This is a genomic window from Emticicia aquatica (assembly GCF_923079645.1).
Lineage (GTDB): Bacteria > Bacteroidota > Bacteroidia > Cytophagales > Spirosomataceae > Emticicia > Emticicia aquatica.
This window is the reverse complement of sequence record NZ_CAKLPY010000002.1, coordinates 1,070,741-1,091,813: the sequence shown is the minus strand read 5'-3', so window position 1 is coordinate 1,091,813 and position 21,073 is coordinate 1,070,741. Positions and strand designations below refer to the sequence as shown.

Here is a 21,073-nt window from a genome sequence, read left to right as displayed (position 1 = left end):
ACTTAAAAACGTTTCTATGAAAATATATTTACGAATAATTTTTTGTATCTGCTTATGTGTTAACAATGGGTTTGCACAAAATGTTTTCACAAATATAAAATACCAATTAGAAACAGGCACTTATCAATCTACTTCAAGTCAAACGCCTTTTTGGCTACGTTCCAATCAATATGGAACAGTTTCTTTAAATTCGCAATCGGTGACAATTAGAGGAGCCTTACACAAAGATTACGATTCAACTAAAAATACAAACAACAAAATACGTAAATTCGATATTGGTTATGGAGCGTGGGCTGTTACCAATGTGGGTGACAAAAGTGCATTTTTACTACCCGAAGCTTATTTAAAAGTTAGATATGGAATATTTGAATTTTATGGTGGCCGTAGAAAAGAAGTTTTTGGTTTAGTTGACACGTTACTGACTTCTGGTTCATATATTTGGTCTGGTAATGCTTTACCAATGCCTAAAATTCAGATTGCTATTCCAAATTATATCCCAATAATTGGAAAAGGTCTTGTATCAATAAAAGGGACTTATGCTCATGGGTGGTTTGGTGATTATGGTCAAGTCAAATCCTTTTATCTGCATCAAAAATCTTTATATGGGCGTATTGGAAGAGAAAACTCAAAATTAAAATTATTTGGAGGAATCAATCATCAAGTTCAATGGGGTGGATACAATCCTTCATTACCAACACAGCCATTTGCAAATAATATTTATGCATATATTTATTCTGTATTTCCGCTCAAATATGTGTCTAAAAAAGCAAGTCAAAACCTTACAGTAGGAGATTTGCAGAATCGAGTAGGAAATCAGCTAGGTACAATAGATTTGGGCTTTCAATACGAACTACCAAAGTACCGTGTATTTGTATATAGACAAAATCTTTACGAGCAAGGTGCTGCTTTATTAAGACTTGCCAATATTAGAGATGGATTAAACGGTGTTAGCATCCAAAATTTGCATCCACAAAAACCCTTTTTTTTTAAAAAATTCTTATTTGAATATTTCTATTCTAAAAATCAAGGCACAAAACCCTTGTTATTTACGAAAGAAGTAGGTTGGGAATTAGAAAACTATTTTACACATTATCAATATCTTGACGGATGGAGTTATCATGGGAATATTATTGGAACGCCACTGATAACGACTAAAAATGAAACATTAGATGTATTTCCTGTTTCAAATGACCTTGTTAACAACAATAGAGTTAAGGGCTATTATTTAGCACTAAATTTTCAGTTAACGAATGAACTCACTTTCGTATCGCAGAATTTATACACAACCAACAGTGGCAGACGATTTACTAATTTCTCACATACTTATGAGCAATTTTCTAGTAGTTTATCCACTGTTCTAAAATACAATAAAACAACCGAATTAAGAATTCAAGCAGCACTTGATGTTGGAAAGATTTATCCTAAAAATGCTGGATTCATTTTTACAGTAAAAAAACTTTGGGAATGATAAAATATATATACGCTTGCTGTTTATTACTTTTATATACCATTGATTCAATTGGACAAAACACTAATTATCAATTAGAGTCTGGTTTGCTTATTTCTAATTCAAAAACTAGTCCATTTTGGTTACGTTCAAACCAATATGGAATAGTACCAGTTGAATCACAGTTTTTGACTATACGTGGTGGACTTTGGAAAGATTATAAAAACAATTATGCTATTCCATCTGATACGAGTAAGATAACAATTGCTAGAAAATCTAAATTTTCTTATGGTTATGGCCTTCAAATGGTGGTCAATGCTGGTAAAATAAATCAAATATTATTTCCTGAAGCGTACTTTAAAGTTCGTTTCAAAGCTTTTGAATTGTACGCAGGTAGGAGACGTGAGATTTTTGGAATAGTTGATTCTACACTCAGTTCAGGTTCGTTTATTTGGTCGGGCAATGCTCTACCAATGCCAAAACTACAACTGTCAACCATTGGATATGCCCCAATCGGGAAACATAAAGTTTTAGCCGTGAACATGGGTTATGCACATGGTTGGTTTGATAATAGTACAGCCTTAAAAAACTCGTATCTACATCAAAAGTGGTTTTATGCAAAAATAGGAAAACCAAGTTGGAAAATAAATGTTTTAGGTGGGTTTAATCATCAAGTTCAATGGGGCGGAAGTTTGGATTTGCCATTTAGGTTATCGTCTGTAGTTGATAATAGACTTCCATCAACCTTTTCAGACTATTTATATTTAGTTTCAGGAATTAGTTTAAATTATACTGAAAGGCAGAAACGAATAAATTTATCAAATTATACATCTTACGATTTAACGAATAGGGTAGGAAACCATATAGGAACAATAGATATTGGGGCTGAAATAAAAATCAAAAAATATAGATTGATGCTCTATAAGCAAAGTGTTTATGATGATGGTACTCTTGTTTCGTTAAGTAATGTTTCAGATGGGCTATATGGTTTTTCTATTGCTAATAATGAGTATTTTAATCAAAATAAATTGATATTCAAAAAACTAGTTTTAGAAGTGTTTAACTCACAAAACCAAGGTGGTTCACTAGGACCAGAACAAGGAATAGATGAACTTAGAGGAAGAGATGATTACTTCAATCATGGTCAATTTATTAATGGCTGGGCTTATGGTAAAAATGGAGTTGGCTCGCCATTTATCCTGCCACAAATAACTATAAAAAACGATTTACCGCAAAATTATATTTATGATAATCCGATTTTGTTTTTTACTAATAATAATCGTGTAGCAAGTATTTATGGTGCGTTGTCGTTGGGATATTTAGATAATATCGTGAATCAGACACGTTTTTCCTTAAGCAGAAATTGGGGAACTTATAGAACGCCATTTGAATCAACCATTAAACAATTTTCATTTGCCAATACAACAACGGTATTTCATCAAGCTACTAATTTATATTATAATTGCTCATTTGGTTTTGATAGTGGTTTGCTGTTACCAAATAGTTTTGGCGTGTATTTTGGCGTTAAAAAGAAATTAAATTGAAATTACCGAATAATAAATTTTTACCGTTCAATTATTTATTTTGGAAATATTGAAGTAAAATTGCACTATAAAAGACTTGACTATGCCTAAAACTAATACTAACTCAATTCCATACTTTACTTTTTTAGGGCTATTTAATGATTTCTTTTCACTAAATATTGCCTTAGGAATATCTTATTATCTTCGCTATTTTCATTTTAATGACCATATCTCTATACATTTCAAAACATTTATTGTAGTTGTTAATTTGTTGTGGTTATTATTTGTCTTGATTAGTAAGCCTTATGCTGAAAATCGTATCAATCTCAATTTGACAAGGATTTTATATAATTTTATACTCATTATAGGATTACATTTGCTCATTACATCATTTATTTTTTCATTCTTAAATGAGCAGTATTATACGCCATTACATTTATTAATTACCTATAGTATCTTTTTTATTATGGGGTTAGTTTGGCGTATTTTAGGAATTAACTTTATCAAATGGTATCGAGCAAGTGGGCAAAATAGTAAAAAGTTTGTTGTGGTTGGATTTGGTGAGCTTTCCTCAAGCATTGTAGATTTTTATAAGAATCATCTTGCTCTTGGGCATCAGTTTCGTGGTTATTTTGATGAAGTAGAAGTAGATACAGGAAACGGAAAAGTTTATTCCCTCGAAACACTTGAAAACCAAATTCAAGAGGGATTGGTTGACTTTATCTATTGTTGTCAACCCTATTTAACAACGAGCAAATTGCAGAAATTGGTAAATATGTCTCATAAATATGGTGTTGAAGTAAAGCTTTTAGTTGATTTCAGAGGATTTTTAATGAAAGGTATTAGTGTTGAGTTCCATGATATAATTCCGATACTCAAAATTTCGCAAACACCACCGAATGAAAGCTATCACCATTTAAAACGAGTATTTGATATCGGATTTTCAATATTTGCTATCATATTTGGTCTACCTATATTTATTGTTTTAGCCATTGTTACAAAACTTACCTCTAAAGGACCAATCATTTTTTCACAAAAACGAACAGGACAGTGGGGAAAACCATTTAAAATTTATAAGTTTAGGAGTATGTATGTTGATGCAGATGAAATTGCTCAAAGACTACTCAATGGTGACAAACATTCTATTGGACGTGAAGACCCTCGTATATCGGCATGGGGAAGCTTCATGCGTGAAACTAGGCTTGATGAACTTCCGCAGTTTTTTAATGTACTACTTGGAGATATGTCAATTGTGGGCCCAAGACCATTACCTGATTATGATGTTGAAATGCTAACGAAGGAAGCCCCCAATTCGTTTCAGAAATTATTAGCTGTAAAACCTGGTTTAACTTCATTAGGTCAGATACATTTTGGATACGCCTCAACAGCTCAACAAAATGTACAACGAATGAGATATGATTTAATTTATTTAGATAAGCTTTCATTAAGCCTAGATTTGGTATTAATTGTTAAAACGATGCGTTTAATGGTACAGGGAAGAGGCCAATAGATTAACCATTAAATAAAATACTCCATTTTATTTTTACTATATCAAAAAAGTATTATATTTTTGATTCATAAAAAAAAAGATTTTTAAATTTTAATTCAATTATCGATGAAAATCCTTTACAAATTACTCACTTATGGCGTGCTATTCGGCTCAAGCATTGCTGCCTTCGCACAAAAAGACAATGTAGGTATTGGTACTACTAGACCGGATAATTCAGCAGCTTTAGAAGTAAGCTCAACGAATAAAGGTTTATTGATTCCAAGACTAAGTTTGCAACAACGAAATACAATTCAAAATCCAGCTACTGGTTTGATGGTTTATCAGACAGATATGCTTTCAGGGTTTTATTTTTATGATGGTAAAGAATGGAAACCTCTTACAACCGCAACTAATGCTAATTCTGTTGCAGGTGTTGATGGTGACTGGACTTTGATAGGAAATGCAGGTACAACTTCTGCAAACTTTATCGGTACAACTGATGCTCAGCCATTGAGATTTAGAGTTGAAAATACCCGAGCTGGTTTTATAGATAATAATTCTGCAACTCGTCAGGTTTTCTTAGGAAGAAATTCAGGTCTTAATAATACAGGAGCCTTCAATGTTGGTTATGGATATAATACCCTAACAACAGGTAGTGGTTCTAGTAATGTTGCTGTTGGGGATTTGGCTCTTAGATTTAATACTACGGGTACAGGGAATGTTGCTGCTGGTGCTTTTGCTCTTCAAAATAACACAACAGGTAGTTATAATTTAGGGTTAGGAGTTTCATCTTTAACTGTAAATACTACTGGAGGAAATAATTTGGCTATTGGAAACTCTGCGTTAATAGCTAATACTACAGGTTCTTGGAATGTTGCTATCGGATCAAACGCACTTGCTACCACCAGTACAGGGATTAATAATGTTGCAATTGGAGGTGAAGCTGGTCGTACTGGAACAGGGTCAAACAATTTGTTTTTGGGTTATCAAGCGGGTAGAAATGAAACAGGAAGTAACAAGTTATATTTAGCAAACACAAGTACTGCTAACCCCCTTATTAAGGGCGAGTTTGATAATAAAAACCTTAAAATCAACACAGGTTCCACTGTTTCACAAACTGTTGGGTACCTTGCTGTGGGCAATTTTGATGCAGCTTTTGCTATGCCGTCTCCTACTAATAGCTATCGACTAATTGTTCAAGATGGTATTATCACCGAAAAAGTTAAAGTTGCTTTGAAAGGAACAGCAGATTGGGCTGATTATGTGTTTGATCCGTCATACAAATTAATGTCATTAGATAAAGTTGAAGAATTTGTCAAAGAAAATAAGCATTTGCCAAATGTGCCTTCAGCAGAGGAAATGTCAAAAAATGGCTTAGATGTAACACAGACTTCAGCAAAACTTATGGAGAAAATCGAGGAATTAACGTTATATATGATTGAAATGAATAAGGAAATTAAGGCTTTAAAAATGGAGAATGAACGTTTGAGAAAATAACGAAATCTTAATAAGAAATAAAAAAACCTCGAAAAGACTTCCTTTCGAGGTTTTTTTATTTAGAGATATTTGAAATGACTAACTTTGAGTTGGAGATTACTCAATAAACATTATTGTATTTTCCTTTTCTATTTGTTTCCATTTGATAAGTGATAACCTAAACCTATCAAATGGAGGAAACGACATTAAATTAATTAAATTTTTTTATTTGTTTTGATTAACTTGTGCTGAAATCCATGAATATGTTTTTTCCATGCCTTCTTTTAAGCTCTTAGATGGTCGCCACGATAATTTTGTAGCAATTAATTCATTATCTGAGTTTCTCCCTCTAACTCCTTGTGGACCAGGTATATTTTTGATACTTAAATTTTTTCCAGAAATTTCAATCGCCAATTTGGCAAAATCATTGATTGAAATCATTTCTTCCGAACCAATATTAACTGGGCCCGAAAAGTCAGACTCCATTAATCTACGAACTCCTTCTAAACATTCATCAATATATAGAAATGATCTTGTTTGCTGCCCATCACCCCAAACTTCGATAGTACCACCATCTTCTGCTTCTGCTACTTTTCTACACATGGCTGCTGGAGCTTTTTCTTTTCCTCCACGCCATGTACCTTTTGGCCCAAAAATATTATGAAAACGTGCAACTTTTACCTCTATGCCAAGATTTCGCTGGTAAGCTAAATATAGTCGTTCACTAAATAGCTTTTCCCAACCATATTCACTATCAGGTGCTGCTGGATATGCAGAGTCCTCAGCACATTTTGGGTTATTTGGATCCAATTGATTATATTCTGGATACATACAGGCAGACGATGAATAAAATATTTTTTTTACTCCCGACAACTGTGCTGCATGCAGTACATTCAAATTGCATAGAGCAGAATTGTGCATTACCGCAGCATCGTTTTCACCAGTAAATATGTACCCTGCTCCACCCATATCTGCAGCTAATTGATATACTTCATCAAACCCTCCTTCAACAGCGTTTTTAGCAGCATCTGGATAAGTCAAGTCAGCTATTAAAAACTCATCTGCTTTATCATTACCATATTCGTTTTGTTTTACATCGACACCTCTTACCCAATAGCCTTCAGTTTGTAATCTATTAACTAAATGTCCGCCTATAAAGCCGCCTGCTCCACAGACTAATGCTCTTTTTTTTGTCATCATCTATTTGGTTTAAAAAATCCTAAAAAATCTAATACATTATAATAAATAAATTTTGGTACTATCTCTAAATATCTTTGGTATAGCCGTTTTGGCTCTACTATTAAACGAAAAAACCACTCCAGCCCTCTTTTTTGCATCCATTTTGGAGCTTGTTTGACTCGACCAGTATGAAAATCAAATGCAGCACCCACGCAAATGATAGTTCCAACATTAGTATACTTAGATAAATTATATGCAAATTGTTCTTGTTTTGGTGTACTTAGTCCAATCCAAACAATATCAGCCTTGGAATCGTTTATATAATTAGCAATTTCTGGATAGTTATATTTATCAATTGCTAAAAAAGGAGGACAATATGTGCCACAAATATTTTGGTTTAGAAATTTTATTCCACATGAATGTTTTAGCATGTCTGCGACACCATCATTCCCTCCGCAAAAAAAATGCTTAATTGGTTTATCATGCGTTGCTAACATCATTTCGGCAAAAAAGTCTGGACCATAGCACCTTTGCATTTCTGTTGCACCTTTCATTCTCCCTACCCATACCGAGGGCATTCCATCAGGGAGATTCATATAAAATGATTTAAGGATATGTCTAAAATCGTTATTTTTTGTAGTCTCTATAAGACCATGAGCTCCAGTGGCACTTACTAATCTATTCTTGCTATTGTTAATATCGCATAAGATTTCTCTAATAGCCTTTTCAATAGTAAGACTATATATCTGAATATCTAAAATTTTAACGTTCATAGATTTTTCTTTTGATGAATCCCAAAATAATTTTTAACACATTAAAAAATAGGTATGTTCTCCAATATGGTTGATAAATTAACTGTGCTCTATTTTTAAGAGTTTTAAAATGGTTTGCTGATTTTATTGTAAAAAAACTATGGAAAAATTCTTTAATTTTCGGTTCTGTGTTTCGTTGACCTATACCTGACAATTCTTGGTGTGAAAAAACTTTTGCTTTATAATTAATAAATATTCCATATTTACCTGTTATTTTGGCTCTCCTAGTGAACTCTGTATCAGCATGATAGTGTGGAAGTTTTTCGAAATTATACAAACCTATTTTTTTAAATACCTTTATTGGAATTAGGACTCCTTTCCCACTTAGGGAATCAACCTCTGCAAATTCATTTTTTATTTTATGTAGATTATCTCCCCATCTATTAAGAAAATCGTGATAGAGACTAAAAGGGAAGGTGTTTTTTTTGACAAATGCGGAAGGTTCAATTTTATCTCGGTCATTAAAAAAAACATTTACACATCCAACAATACATCCTTTTTTTTGCTCTGAGAAATTTAATATTATTTCTAGTGCATTTGGCTCCATTTCCGTATCATTATTAATTGTAAATATATAATCAGTATCATTTGCTACTGATAGTGCATACTCTACACACACATTGGTCCCACCTGTCCACCACAAATTGCCATTACCTTTTAGCACAATAATTTCTGGGTAATTACTTTGAATATAATTAAAAGTTTGGTCTGTTGAAGCATCATCACAAATAACTATCTTGTAGTTTGAATAAGTTTGACTTTTAATGCTTTCTATGCACTTAATGGTATAATTAAGACGATTAAAAACAGGAATACAAATATAAATCATGCAAATTATTTATTTAATAAACTTAGTAATTTTAAAAAATATTTATGTTTTATTTGATTTGATTTAGTACGAACCAGTGAATAATAAACTAACCTAATAAATACTTCTAATTTTGATTTGTCAAAATCTTTAAAGATATTCTTGCCTATAACGGGTTTCCATTTTGAATTTATTAAATAATTACTTTGTAATAATGCAGGGGCTAATTTTAATAAATATTCTATCTGAACTCTAAATAATGGGATTATGTGTGTTAATTTTAATAAACTGCTAATACCAATATAGTAACCTTTACTAATAGCAAAAAAACAAATATCAGTATCCTCTCCAGAAGTCAATTCATTCGCTATTCTACCCTCTATCAGCAATTTTCCATTTGAAATTTCTTGAAAATAACTTTCCATTATATTTTTTCTTATAACCATTCCGGCTCCTATAGGAAATGTATAATTATAAGTGAAATCATTTGTTAACCTTAACTCTGAGATATTTTTTTTCCTAATGGCTAACATTTCTTCAAAATTTATAACCCAGCTTGGAGGTGGACTTTGATACTCTGGCGTTATCAAACCACTGATAACTGCAATTTGATTATTGTTTGACATTATTTCCTTAGCATTTTCAACATAATTAGATGAAATAACATTGTCATCATCAATAAATATTATTAAATCATTACTCGATTCAATAGTAGCCCTTTTTCGAGCTGCAGTTAGACCAGGGATACCTTCTCTAAGTACTTTCGCATGGGAGTTTTTAACGAAGTCTAAATCTGAAATAGAAAATGAACTATTATTATCAATAATGATAAATTCGAAGTTTTTATCACTTTGATTCCCGATAGCATCGATAACCCGTTTAAATATCTTTAAATCTGGATTGTATGTGCAAATAACAATTGAAATCATTGTTGAAAAATTTTATTGTAAGTAACACGAGGGAAAACCTCAAGTTTTCCGCCATTAGTTGCATTAATTATTTTTCTGCCATCCTTTTCAAATTTATTTTTGGCTTCTAAAAACCCCATTGCCATTCTATCAACTTTAGGGTCATGCCATCTATAACCTTTACCAAAGTAGCTTTTAGAAAAATGATTTATATCATCGCTTTCTGATAAGATAACGGTTGTCTCGTCTAATTTAGCTTCTTTAGGAATATGATAATTATGATCGAAGCCAATCATATATACAGTTTCAAAACCCATGTAATAAGCAAGTTGCAAACATAAGAATGTTACACTACCACCAACGCCTAATTTTCGAACACAGTTTGTAGAAAAAAAAGGTGAGAAAGGCTCTGTATATTTCATTTGCACATTAAGATGTATACTCTTACTATCTTTTTTTAGAACATAGTCTAAATAAGTTCCAAAAAATTTAAGGTCTGATTTATTATAACTATTTATCTCTTCGGCACGATCTTCTGCAACTAAATAATCTTCAATTACGTAAAAGTTCGGATAAAAACCCATATTCTCATAATTTAAGTATATTGCATTTACTCCAAATGTAAATTCATTTTTTAATTTTGAAAGATCTAAAGTGTTAAGAGAAGGTCCATTGCCAATTATAAAACATCTTTTGCCTTTGTACTTATTCCTTAGAGAAGCGATTTTTTTTTCGTTTTTTGTTAAGAGAATTCCCCAATCAACTAATCTAAATCTTAGACTATACCACATTAATTTTAGAATTGAATTTTTGTTTAAATGAACAAATGAATATTGTTCTACAAACAAATAAAATACTTTTGACAACAATTTTTTTGTGAATTTTTTAAACATATTTTAATAAAGTTTTTATTAATATTAAAAATATAAGTATTGAAAAAGGTAAAAGAGCACTTTTCTTAAAAAACGTGATAAAAGAAGTTTCTAATGATGAAATAGATAATTTTACATTCCACCAATTATTAATAAGTAAATTTGATAAACCATGAGCTATTGGGAATGCTAGTACCCCTAAATGTGGTAATAAATAGTAGGCAATTACAATATAAAAAATAGCTGTGATTATAGCACTTTTATAAAATGGAACATCATTTGTTGTAACATAAATTTGAGCATGCATTGCATGATGCCTTTCTAAGAACCAAACAAAAAGCATAAGCATTATTATTTCTGTTTTTATAAGTTGTGCATTACTACCAATAATGTATAAACAATAGTCTCCAAAAAATAGAAGTAGAAATGCTCCTAAAACAAAAACAAGAAGTGAAAGCCTTATAGAGTTGGCAGAAAGTTTAATCAAACTTTCTAATTGGTGCTTTACTCTCAATCCAGAAAAAATTGGTAGTTTTGAATAAAATGGTGCTTGCGAAAATTGTGCAAGGGTAGATACTAGTTTTAGTGTTAATAAATATGCAGCTAGCTCTGAAGTATTTCCAATTTTTGCATAAATTATTCCAGAGGCTTGAGTTATGCCTGTTGAGCAAAGAATTAGGATTGCAGACTTCCATATCGGTGTCCAACCCCATATAAATATTTCTTTATCAAAATCAAAAAAAGTCATCTTGCTAAATTTTCTTTCACAAATAATAGCTTCTAAATATTTACTTCTTAAACAAAGGATTATTGAGAAGAGAAGATGATTAGTAGATAATGCTAAAACGTCACCACCTAAGTAAACTATTAAAATGGAGATTAGTGCATTGAATGTATTTATTATTATGTTCCATCTATTAATTAAAGCAACATGATTAGTCCCAATCAGAATTGCATCATATTTTTTAGTAAAAAAATTAAAAAATTCGCCTGAAACAAAAACAAAGTACGCTATCCACAACATTTTTGTACCGGTTCTTGATTGACTGATTACATGATTTATTGGATCATATGTAAATATAATTAATATTATGAAAATAAAAACTCCTAATATAGAATATATTGCACCGGTTGTTCCATAAATTCTACTCATTAAATGCCAGTTAGTTGATGATGTATGATTAGGTTTATTTACACTTACATCACTAATGCTTGTTAGACCATTGAAAGCATAACTTACTAGTCGTGAGAATGTTGGATAAAAACCAAAATCTAATACAGTCGCAAATGAATTTATTGTCATAAGCATATACCAAAAAGCAATATCATTTGCACTGTATCTCACTAAGATTAGTGGAGTGAATACAACGAGCCTTACACTAGCACTAATTAAATTCCCCCAAGTCATTATGGTTGGTGAATTTAATGTTTTTGTATATAGATTGACTATTTTACTTTTCAATTCTTGCAATTTGTTCTTCAATTAGGTGAAATATTTTTTTAAATCCCGATTTTGTAAAATGAATATTATCTATAGTGAATGATTTAATTTCTGACTCACTCCATCTTTTTAAATCAACTATATTATAAAGATGTCTATCCATGACTTTTTCAAATTGACATACAACAGTTTGAATATTTTTTGGTCTTCCTTTTAAATAGTTCCCATCCCAATTATCCAAAAAATTATTTGAATTTATCCAAATTAAGTTTTGCAACTTAATAGATGGAATTACATGTTCTTTTAAATAATCTGGTGAATATATATTAATTGTTGGTTCATTTTGATACTCAATTTCAAAAGTATTTTTATAATAATCTTTATTATAATCAAAGACTTTCCTAAAATAATATTGTTTTTTTTTACTTTCAATGAAGTTTTTTAAATTGCTAATGGGTCGTGGCGAAAAATCTACAACGCCACAATGTAAAATTATAATATCATATTTGGTTATGTCTTTTTTAGAAATATAATCTATAAAATCTACTATTGTGGTGTATTTATGTTCACATATTTTATATCTGACAAAATATTTTTTTCTAATCATTGATACATAAGAGTATATTGGTAGCTTACCAAAACAACTTAAAACATCATAACCTCTAGAATCAGTATAAATAAAAATTTTTTTTTTATTTATATTTATACAATTATAAAATATATCAAGACAATAGTTTATAGAATAGACTAAGTAGTGTATAAGCTTATTCTTCATCTTAATTTATCATTTATTATTAATGTACATGCACAAATGTAAACAAAAGGGTAAATACAATTTAAGTAATAGAAACCGAAGAAAGATTCTGTGGTTCCTATTAAAAAAAAATATATAAAAAATCCGATAGATATTAGATTTATTGTTTGGTAAACACGATAAGCTTTCATATTTATCCTAATGATTCGATAAACTAATATTAGCAATGTGATCAATCCAATAATACCATAATCAAATACTGTCATCAAAATTGTATTATGTGGGTGCGTTAGTTCTGGTCGTTCATATGAAGAAAATAAAGGAGCCCAACTTGATGAGGCTCCAGATCCATAATGTCCAAATTCTCCAAAACCAAATAAGAGTTGATTCCAATCAAATTCTATAATTGAGGTAACTGCATATCCCCAAACCAACAATCTGCCATTTCCAGTATTAATTTCTTGGGCATTTCTTTGAAGAAAATCGGCTTTATTAGATATAAATTCAGAGTTAAGTATGTATACAAATATAAATGGAAGTAATATTGAAAAAAAAGGAATTAATATTGAAAATTTTATTTTATTTATAATCTTTAAAAATATTGAAACGAAGATACTAATTGTAGAAAACAGAATTGCCCCTCTTGAATCATGGATTAGTATCATAAAAAAAAAGAATATGCTGTAAATTAAGAATAGTCCTTTTTTGCTATGAACTAACAAAAAAGCAAGAAAACTTACTGTAAACAAAGCTCCAAGTAGAGAAGCAAAACTATTAATTCCACCAGTAAGAGGAAAAGATGTCCTATCCATATCAAAGCCAAAGTATGAAAGTAAGACAACCCGACCAACACTTTGCTCAATGAATCCTTTAGGAGAAAGATTTAGTAATTTTAGAATGATGCTTAATAAAGTCAAAAAGAAAAATGGAGATAAAATGCCAAGAATTAATTTTGATGTAAATTCCTTTTTTTCGTTATTTATTATGAATTTTAATGTTTGTAAAAGATTGAAGATAAAAAGAATAAATAAAAGGGAATCATGTAGTTTAAAACTTAGATTATATTCATCATTATTCGACCTTAATTTTCCAAATACTAAAATAATAATAAGAATATAAAAGAAAAAATATTCTTTAGTTGTCGGTAACTTACCAAAATTAAACAATGTTAATAAAATAAAATATACTATTGGAAATACTCGAAATATTTGTATATCTGTATTGTATTGCAAAGAAAGTAATATTGAAAAAAAACCTATTGTAAATAATGGTACTTTAAGGGATGATATAGACATATGAATTACATGAGATAAAATATTCAAGTATGATTAATATAAAACCCAACAATTTTAATACACAGATAAAATCAACTAATATCAAGTTACTTATTTTTAGAAAAGTATATTATTAGGTTGAGAGTTTGCTAATTCAAAATTTTAACTGTGAGTTGAGTAAATATAAATACCATTCGAGAATAAATGTTCGAGGCATATTTTCCTCTGCTTTTCAATGCCTTTGATATTTTTTATCAAAAGTAAAACATAATCACATAACAGTTTTAATCTTTACCTAAATCATAATATCTTTCTAAGATAGTTATCAAAATTATTTTAGAAATGTTAATAAATAATTATTTAAAAATGAGGATTAGCCTTATTTATTGTAAAGTTTTTCTTTCTATTCTACCATTATTTAAATTTTTTGTCGAATATCATTCGTTAAATATGTTTGCTGTATAGACTTTACCATATTTAAAGATATAAAAATCTAATTACTCACAAACCATATTAGTATGAATATATGGGATAGCTTAATATTCTTAAATATTAATTACACTTTTCATTCATAACTGTTATTTTTAAATATTTTATCAGTATCAGGAATAAAGAATGTATCCATTTGCCATAATGCTTTGTCCTTTGGTCGGAGTAAAAGATCTACAATTTCAATAACTCTAAACCCTTTTTTCTGCATATAACTACACATTTCATAAAAAGTTAACGCTTTATCAGAAATATTAAAGTTATATGTTTCAATAATTAAAAGGTTAGTTTGTGTCATAGTTTCTGTAGCTCCTTCAAGAATCGGTACTTCAAATCCATGAGTATCTAGTTTTATCAAAAATGGTGGTTTTAAATTGTACTCACGAACCCAATAATCAATAGTGTTCATTGGCACACTTGTCCCTTTTTCGTATGGGTTTTCAGAGGCTTGCCCACCAAACTCTCTATCATTATTAAAATAGATATTTCCTTGTTTATCACCAGCTGCAGAAATTACATATTCTATGTTATTATTTTTGCTCTTAAAATTTTTAAGATGTTGTTCATGGATATCTTGAGCTTCAACTAAAAAATATTTGGCGTTAGGGTAAAATAACATGCACATTTTAGACCACATACCATTTGAGGCACCAATATCGATAATAGTATTTATCTGGGTTCCACGTTTGCCAAACCTTTTCAATGCCATATCAGTTGTGTAATATTCCCCCTTCCAAAAAATTAATTTGAATTTTGAAAAAAAACGCTTAATTAAGTACCCTATTCTATTTTTCATTTTTTTAATTAAAAATATTGTTTTTAAAATAATTTTTTTAGGCAAAATTTATCAGTTTAAGTTTTGAAGCTTGGTTAATTATGTAGTTTTATTGTTTTGAGTTAGAAAATTTAGTATTGTTATTGATTAAAAGTTTTCATAGTTTGAAAATATAATCGCATACATTTACAAATCCTTTAAAACCGAGCTAATACCTCCATCTAAGGTCAAGTTTGCTCCATGGATGAATCCTGACTTATCGGAGGCTAGAAATAGTGCCATTTTAGCTACATCGCTCGGATATCCAATCCGTTGAACAGGATGAATTTTTCTTAGTTCATCTAGTGCGTTTTCATCATTGTCAAAACCTGCTCTCAGCATTGCAGTCTCAATAGCAGCTGGACTTATGGCATTAACTCTTATTCTCCCTTGCAAATCAACAGCTAAAGCCTTTGTCAAGCCAATTAATGCACTTTTAGAAGTTGCATAACTGATAAAATTGGGCTTCGTCAACTGATGATGAATACTTCCGATATTGATGATGCAACCCTGCGATTTTTCTAATTGATTCAGCAATAATTGTGATAATAGTAATGGCCCCGTAACATTTACTCTTAATGTTTCTTCCCAATCACCAAGTTTGATATTCTGAATTCCACCAAGCAATTGAACTGCTGCGTTGTTGATTAAAACATCAACACGGTGTAATTTTTCAGTAAAGAGTTTTGACCATTCTTGAAAGTAATGTTCGCCTTTAGAAAATTGGTTAAGGTCAAATACTATTAACTCGTTTGCTTCGTGGGTAGCACTATTTCTGACATCTAGGCCATAAACAAAATAACCTTCTTCTCTAAACTTTTTTGCTAATTCATTGCCAATACCGCCTAATACGCCAGTAATAACGGCTACTTTGGCACTCATAACTTTAGAAAGTTAAACAGATGTTCAATTGCTTGGTGGCTCGCTCTTCGAACCCCTTCAATTGTATTGGAACCATTATGAGTACCAAAAACGCATCGTTCAAATTGTCTTAATGCGTTTCCTTGAGGTAATGGCTCCGTTTCAAAAACATCTAATGCTGCCGAATATACAATTCCTTTATTCATGGCATCAACCAAATCTTTTTCATTGATTATACCACCTCTTGATACATTGACAATTCTGACACCTATTTTCATACGTTCAAAAATTGACATATTAACCATATTTTTGGTAGATGGCGTTAATGCACAGGTGGCAACCAAAAAATCAAGTTCTTCAATGTTTTCAGGAAAATCTAAAAAACTAAATAATTTTTCTTCCTCTTCGGTCTTTTTTGCAAATGGGTCATACACAATCACATCCATTTCTAGACCTTTAAGGTATTTAGCAGTATGTTTTCCAATATCACCAAAACCAATAACCCCCACTTTTTTATCTTTCAAAGACATTCCAGAAGGTTTAATCCAGTTCCCTTTTTTTACTTCTTGGTCAATCAAGAAAAGTTCACGTGCAAGTCCTATTACATACCCAACCGCAATATTGGCAACTTCAGCACCAAACATTTGAGGGGTATTAATGATTGGAATACCAAGCTTTTCACAAGCTTTAAAATCGACATTATCCACACCTACACCCCATTTTACTGCTGCTTTCAATAGACCTTTTTTCCCAGCCTCAAAAACTCGTTCTGTTGCAGGGTCATCACCGATTATCCAACCATCAAATTCAGGAAGTAGAGTTATTAGTTCTTCTTCAGAAAGTGTTTGAACCATGTTTGGGATATGAATTTCTACTCCTTTCGCTTCAAATATATGTCTAAATTCATCAATGCGTTTAAGCATTGGTGGACAAGTAATTAATATCTTCATAGTACTTTTTCAGGATAAACTTCTTTAAATAAAACCTCAGCCACTTTAAAATTTATTTCAACATCGATATCTTGAGCCTCAATTTCAGGAATTTCCAACATAAAAGGTCTATCACCTACACGATTGTGTTTTCGCTCAAGGATACTTTTTGAAAAAAGGTAAATACAAGAATTTTCGGCATAAATAGGTGGCAAATCTTGTGTTCTTAATAAAATAGCAGGATTATGATTAACGGCACGAGCAAGTTGGTCCCACAGTCTGACTTGTAGTCTTGTTACACCAAAAAGAGAATCATAAACAGGGTATTGTTGCAAAAACATTTTAATGCCATTTTCTATTGAGTTAACAGAAAGGAGCGGATTCGTACTATGTGTTTGTAAATAGAAATCAGAATCAATCGTATTACAAGTATTTAATAATACGTCATTCATTGGCGTTGCACCATCTCTCAAGTGTGCTGGCCTTTCAAGTAAAATAACCGAAGGATAAAGTTTGTCAACTTGTTCTTTTATAGTGGGGCTATCAGTATCAATTACGACTTGGCTGACTGAAGGGCAATCAAGTAAGGTATCAACAACTCGGTGATAGAGCGGCTTGCCAGCAAAGTCTCGGTAGTTTTTGCCTGGTACACGTTCACTTGAGTGTCTCATTGGTACAATTGCCGTAATTTTTTTGTTCATTGCTATTCAATATTTACTTTAAATAGTTATTTTGAAATGAATTATTGATGATATTCTATTAATTGTTGTTCTTCTTCTTGGTCTGTGAATTTGTATAAAAAATTCTTGGGGTAATAAAACCGCTTTTTGAGTGTAAAAGAAATACCGTTTTTAACTCGGTAGCCTTTGTATGTACCCCAAAATTGTAATATTCTAAAAGTTGGAATTTGAATAAGGTTTTTTAAAAAAACCTTGTCTTTTATTGAAAAAATATAATCAATAATAATGTGTGAACAAGAGAGCCAAACAAAATCAAAAAACGAAAATTTCTGATTTGGAAAAATATTTTTGATGGCAATGGCTTCTCTATAATATCTATTTAGTATTTTTTTTGGTGTTTCTTCATGAATATGTACAATTGTCGCTTTTGCTTCGTAAGCAAGTTTATATCCAAGTTTTAATATTTTATTTGCCCAATCTAAATCCTCAAGTCCTGTAAGATTTTCATCGTAAGGTTGTTCTGTCCATAAACTTTTGCGAATGGCTGCATTTGCATTGTTACAAAATGGATGTTCTTGGTTATAGTTTGAATTTACAGGAAACCACTTCTTAAAAAGTTGTATTTCTGAGTATTTACTTTCTCCATTACCAGTTTGGCGACCGTAAACTAACGCTACTTTTGGGTCTTTAAATGGTTGCAATAACCTACTTATCCAATCTGTATATACGGGATAAACATGAGCACTAGCAAATATTAAAAACTCTCCTTTCGCAACACTACAACCCATATTTAAAGCTCTACCAAATGAAAAGTCCTCTGGCTTGATATGTACAATATTTACATGGTAGGCATTAGCAATACTTACAGTTCTATCGGTTGAACCAGAATCAACTAAAATTATCTCTACTTCAGTAGAAAGGGATTGTTTCTGAATTCCGTCAAGTAACCGCTTCAAATGTTTTTCTTCATTGAAAGCTCTTATGATAATGCTGCAAGTCAATTTTTATCAAAGCTATTTGTAATTGATAATAGATACACAGTTTAGTTTATATTTAAGCAATAATTGATTTGTAATTATTGTTTTTCAGTAAAAGTAGTCCTAATCCGAAGCTAAAGCCTACAATTGCTGCAAAAATTAGCAAGATAAGTCTTCTAGGGCCACTTTTTTCATAAGGTACAATTGGCTGCTGCAATGTTTTGAAAACGGGTGTTTGTTCTTGTACTTTCATTTTTGCTGTTTCGTATTGTTGCAAAAGTTCAGTATAAAATGATGAAGACACTCTGTAATCTGATTCAATTCTTTCACGAGCAACATCAGCCGATTGAAAACGGATGGTGGAAGCCTGAAATTGGTCAGAGTAACTAGCTTTTTTTGATTGAACATTATAAAATTTCCCCTTTGCTTCAGATAATCGTTGAGCGATAAAATCTCGGTCTTGGCGAGCCTTTTCGGTACGATAGTTGGTCACAAAAACAGTAAGATAATTAATACTGAGTTGTGCAACATGAGCAGCCGTTAACGGGTCAGGCAGTTTTACAGAAATACTTATGATTCCTGTTTTTTTATCCATAGAAGCTGAAATTTTATCTAGTAATTCCTCTATGATTTCTCCATCAGATTCTGACAAAAAGATAATTTGTTCATTATTCTTTTTGGGTGCGGTTACTGGTTTTATAGCTACACCAAGCCATTCCCTAAATGTTTTAATAATATCAAGTTTATTTTTTGCTAGGCTATCACTCTCAATATCATAGGCTTGATTATAAAAATCTCTAAATTTCAATAATTTACCGTCAGAAGTTTTTACTTGCTGCTCTAGTAAATACAAATAGAAAGAGGAATTATTAATTACGCTAGGATATAAGTCTGGGCGAACAGCATCACTGGTTGATATGTTAGATAAATCTATACCAGCCAAACTTGCTAAACCAGCGAATTTACTTAAAGAGCCACCCGATGAGTTAGATTCTAACTCTGGCATTAAGCTGGCAACTGAAGTGTATTCGTTGGGTTTTTGAAATACGATAATTGCCGTTATGGTAGCAAATACAAATGCAGGTGCAATTAGCTTCCATTTACTTTGTTTGATGAGTTTCCACAAAGCAACAAAATTGATACTTAATTCTTTCTCTTCGCTATTTTCCATTATACTTTTACTAAAACTGAAATTATTTGTAAATTTAAAAGTAGATTGGTGACTGATAAATTATTTGAATATTTTCAAATCAGATTCGACCATTTCTTTACATAAACTTTTCAAGTCATATTTGGGTTTCCATCCTAGTTTTTCGTTTGCTTTGGTAGGGTCTCCAATCAAGAGTTCTACTTCGGTCGGTCTAAAATAATTCGGGTCAACGGCTAATACTTTTTGCCCAATAGGAATTTGATAGTCAGCATTACTACATGACTCAATGAATCCTACCTCATCAACCCCCGTACCTTCAAAACGAAGACTTATGCCCACTTCTGCAAATGCCATTTTGACAAATTCTCTGATAGGTGTGGTTATGCCAGTTGCAATAACAAAATCCTCAGGTTTTTCTTGTTGCAGGATAAGCCACATGGCTTCCACATAGTCTTTTGCATGTCCCCAGTCTCTTTGTGCATCAAGGTTGCCTAGATATAAACAATCTTGTTGTTTTAAGGCAATTTGAGCAACTGCACGCGTAATTTTACGTGTCACAAATGTTTCGCCTCTAAGAGGAGATTCATGATTAAATAGAATTCCGTTACAGGCATACATATTATATGCTTCACGATAATTTACGGTAATCCAATATCCGTATAGTTTAGCAACGGCATAAGGAGAACGAGGATAGAAAGGTGTTGTTTCTTTTTGTGGAACTTCCTGAACTAATCCGTATAATTCGGAAGTAGAAGCTTGGTAAATTCTTGTTTTTTCAGTTAAACCTAATATTCTAACAGCCTCAAGAATTCTTAAAGTGCCAATACCATCGACTTGTGCAGTATATTCTGGCTCATCAAAACTTACTTTTACATGAGACATGGCTCCCAAGTTGTAAATTTCGTCGGGTTGTACTTCTTGCACAATTCTAATAATATTAGTAGAGTCACTCAAATCCCCATAATGAAGAACAAATTTGACATTTCTTTTATGTAAATCCTCATAAAGATGATCTATTCTTGCAGTATTAAATAACGATGCACGACGTTTTATTCCGTGTACTTCATATCCTTTATCTAATAAAAACTCCGCTAGATATGCTCCATCTTGTCCTGTTATTCCTGTTATGAGTGCTTTTTTCATCTACTAATGCAAATTTTAATTAATAATTATGTCACTATTGAAAATTA

19 protein-coding genes are annotated in these 21,073 nt (G+C 31.3%); 4 read left to right on the top strand and 15 right to left on the bottom strand.

What is annotated here, in order from left to right:
* The first annotated feature begins 16 nt into the window (after positions 1-16).
* From MJQ71_RS14275 to MJQ71_RS14260, 4 genes are all read left to right on the top strand, one after another.
* Entirely contained in the window at positions 17-1,468 is a 1,452-nt protein-coding gene (locus tag MJQ71_RS14275) for a capsule assembly Wzi family protein (RefSeq protein WP_238807305.1), read from the top strand.
* Entirely contained in the window at positions 1,465-2,991 is a 1,527-nt protein-coding gene (locus tag MJQ71_RS14270) for a capsule assembly Wzi family protein (RefSeq protein ID WP_238807304.1), read from the top strand. Before MJQ71_RS14275 ends, MJQ71_RS14270 begins: the two co-directional genes overlap by 4 nt.
* Positions 2,992-3,073: 82 nt before the next feature.
* Positions 3,074-4,480, top strand: coding sequence for an exopolysaccharide biosynthesis polyprenyl glycosylphosphotransferase (locus MJQ71_RS14265; protein ID WP_238807303.1), 1,407 nt, complete (start codon positions 3,074-3,076; stop codon positions 4,478-4,480).
* Positions 4,481-4,585: 105 nt separating this feature from the next.
* Positions 4,586-5,956 (top strand): phage tail-like protein, encoded by a 1,371-nt coding sequence (locus MJQ71_RS14260; protein WP_238807302.1) that lies wholly within the window; start codon positions 4,586-4,588, stop codon positions 5,954-5,956.
* A gap of 204 nt (positions 5,957-6,160) precedes the next feature.
* On the opposite strand, the gene MJQ71_RS14255 is transcribed toward MJQ71_RS14260, so the two are convergent.
* From MJQ71_RS14255 to gmd, 15 genes are all read right to left on the bottom strand, one after another.
* Positions 6,161-7,135 (bottom strand): NAD-dependent epimerase/dehydratase family protein, encoded by a 975-nt coding sequence (locus tag MJQ71_RS14255; protein ID WP_238807301.1) that lies wholly within the window; start codon positions 7,133-7,135, stop codon positions 6,161-6,163.
* The gene (locus tag MJQ71_RS14250) at positions 7,132-7,887 is read right to left on the bottom strand and encodes a WecB/TagA/CpsF family glycosyltransferase (RefSeq protein ID WP_238807300.1); all 756 of its coding nucleotides are present in this window, start codon (positions 7,885-7,887) and stop codon (positions 7,132-7,134) included. The genes MJQ71_RS14255 and MJQ71_RS14250 overlap by 4 nt, the downstream gene beginning before the upstream one ends.
* The gene (locus MJQ71_RS14245) at positions 7,877-8,755 is read right to left on the bottom strand and encodes a glycosyltransferase family 2 protein (RefSeq protein ID WP_238807299.1); all 879 of its coding nucleotides are present in this window, start codon (positions 8,753-8,755) and stop codon (positions 7,877-7,879) included. The genes MJQ71_RS14250 and MJQ71_RS14245 overlap by 11 nt, the downstream gene beginning before the upstream one ends.
* 5 nt (positions 8,756-8,760) lie before the next feature.
* The gene (locus MJQ71_RS14240) at positions 8,761-9,663 is read right to left on the bottom strand and encodes a glycosyltransferase (RefSeq protein WP_238807298.1); all 903 of its coding nucleotides are present in this window, start codon (positions 9,661-9,663) and stop codon (positions 8,761-8,763) included.
* A complete protein-coding gene (locus tag MJQ71_RS14235; RefSeq protein WP_238807297.1) occupies positions 9,660-10,535 on the bottom strand; it encodes a 6-hydroxymethylpterin diphosphokinase MptE-like protein in 876 nt (291 codons plus the stop codon). Before MJQ71_RS14235 ends, MJQ71_RS14240 begins: the two co-directional genes overlap by 4 nt.
* Entirely contained in the window at positions 10,528-11,922 is a 1,395-nt protein-coding gene (locus MJQ71_RS14230) for a hypothetical protein (RefSeq protein WP_238807296.1), read from the bottom strand. Before MJQ71_RS14230 ends, MJQ71_RS14235 begins: the two co-directional genes overlap by 8 nt.
* Positions 11,923-11,965: 43 nt before the next feature.
* Positions 11,966-12,730 carry a hypothetical protein gene (locus MJQ71_RS14225; RefSeq protein ID WP_238807295.1) on the bottom strand — a complete coding sequence of 255 codons (765 nt, stop codon included), beginning with the start codon at positions 12,728-12,730 and terminating at the stop codon, positions 11,966-11,968.
* Positions 12,727-14,004 (bottom strand): O-antigen ligase family protein, encoded by a 1,278-nt coding sequence (locus MJQ71_RS14220; protein ID WP_238807294.1) that lies wholly within the window; start codon positions 14,002-14,004, stop codon positions 12,727-12,729. Before MJQ71_RS14220 ends, MJQ71_RS14225 begins: the two co-directional genes overlap by 4 nt.
* A gap of 544 nt (positions 14,005-14,548) precedes the next feature.
* A complete protein-coding gene (locus MJQ71_RS14215) occupies positions 14,549-15,313 on the bottom strand; it encodes an FkbM family methyltransferase (protein WP_238807293.1) in 765 nt (254 codons plus the stop codon).
* A gap of 120 nt (positions 15,314-15,433) precedes the next feature.
* The gene (locus MJQ71_RS14210) at positions 15,434-16,168 is read right to left on the bottom strand and encodes an SDR family NAD(P)-dependent oxidoreductase (protein ID WP_238807292.1); all 735 of its coding nucleotides are present in this window, start codon (positions 16,166-16,168) and stop codon (positions 15,434-15,436) included.
* Positions 16,165-17,097: a phosphoglycerate dehydrogenase gene (locus MJQ71_RS14205; RefSeq protein WP_238807291.1), complete on the bottom strand. Its 933-nt coding sequence runs from the start codon at positions 17,095-17,097 to the stop codon at positions 16,165-16,167. The genes MJQ71_RS14210 and MJQ71_RS14205 overlap by 4 nt, the downstream gene beginning before the upstream one ends.
* Positions 17,094-17,777, bottom strand: coding sequence for an acylneuraminate cytidylyltransferase family protein (locus MJQ71_RS14200; protein ID WP_238807290.1), 684 nt, complete (start codon positions 17,775-17,777; stop codon positions 17,094-17,096). Before MJQ71_RS14200 ends, MJQ71_RS14205 begins: the two co-directional genes overlap by 4 nt.
* Before the next feature lie 41 nt (positions 17,778-17,818).
* The gene (locus tag MJQ71_RS14195; protein WP_238807289.1) at positions 17,819-18,757 is read right to left on the bottom strand and encodes a glycosyltransferase; all 939 of its coding nucleotides are present in this window, start codon (positions 18,755-18,757) and stop codon (positions 17,819-17,821) included.
* A 52-nt stretch (positions 18,758-18,809) separates the two neighbouring features.
* Positions 18,810-19,904 (bottom strand): GumC domain-containing protein, encoded by a 1,095-nt coding sequence (locus MJQ71_RS14190; RefSeq protein ID WP_238807288.1) that lies wholly within the window; start codon positions 19,902-19,904, stop codon positions 18,810-18,812.
* A 60-nt stretch (positions 19,905-19,964) separates the two neighbouring features.
* On the bottom strand, positions 19,965-21,026 hold the full coding sequence (gene gmd / locus MJQ71_RS14185; protein ID WP_238807287.1) for a GDP-mannose 4,6-dehydratase: 1,062 nt from the start codon (positions 21,024-21,026) through the stop codon (positions 19,965-19,967).
* Positions 21,027-21,073 lie beyond the last annotated feature (47 nt).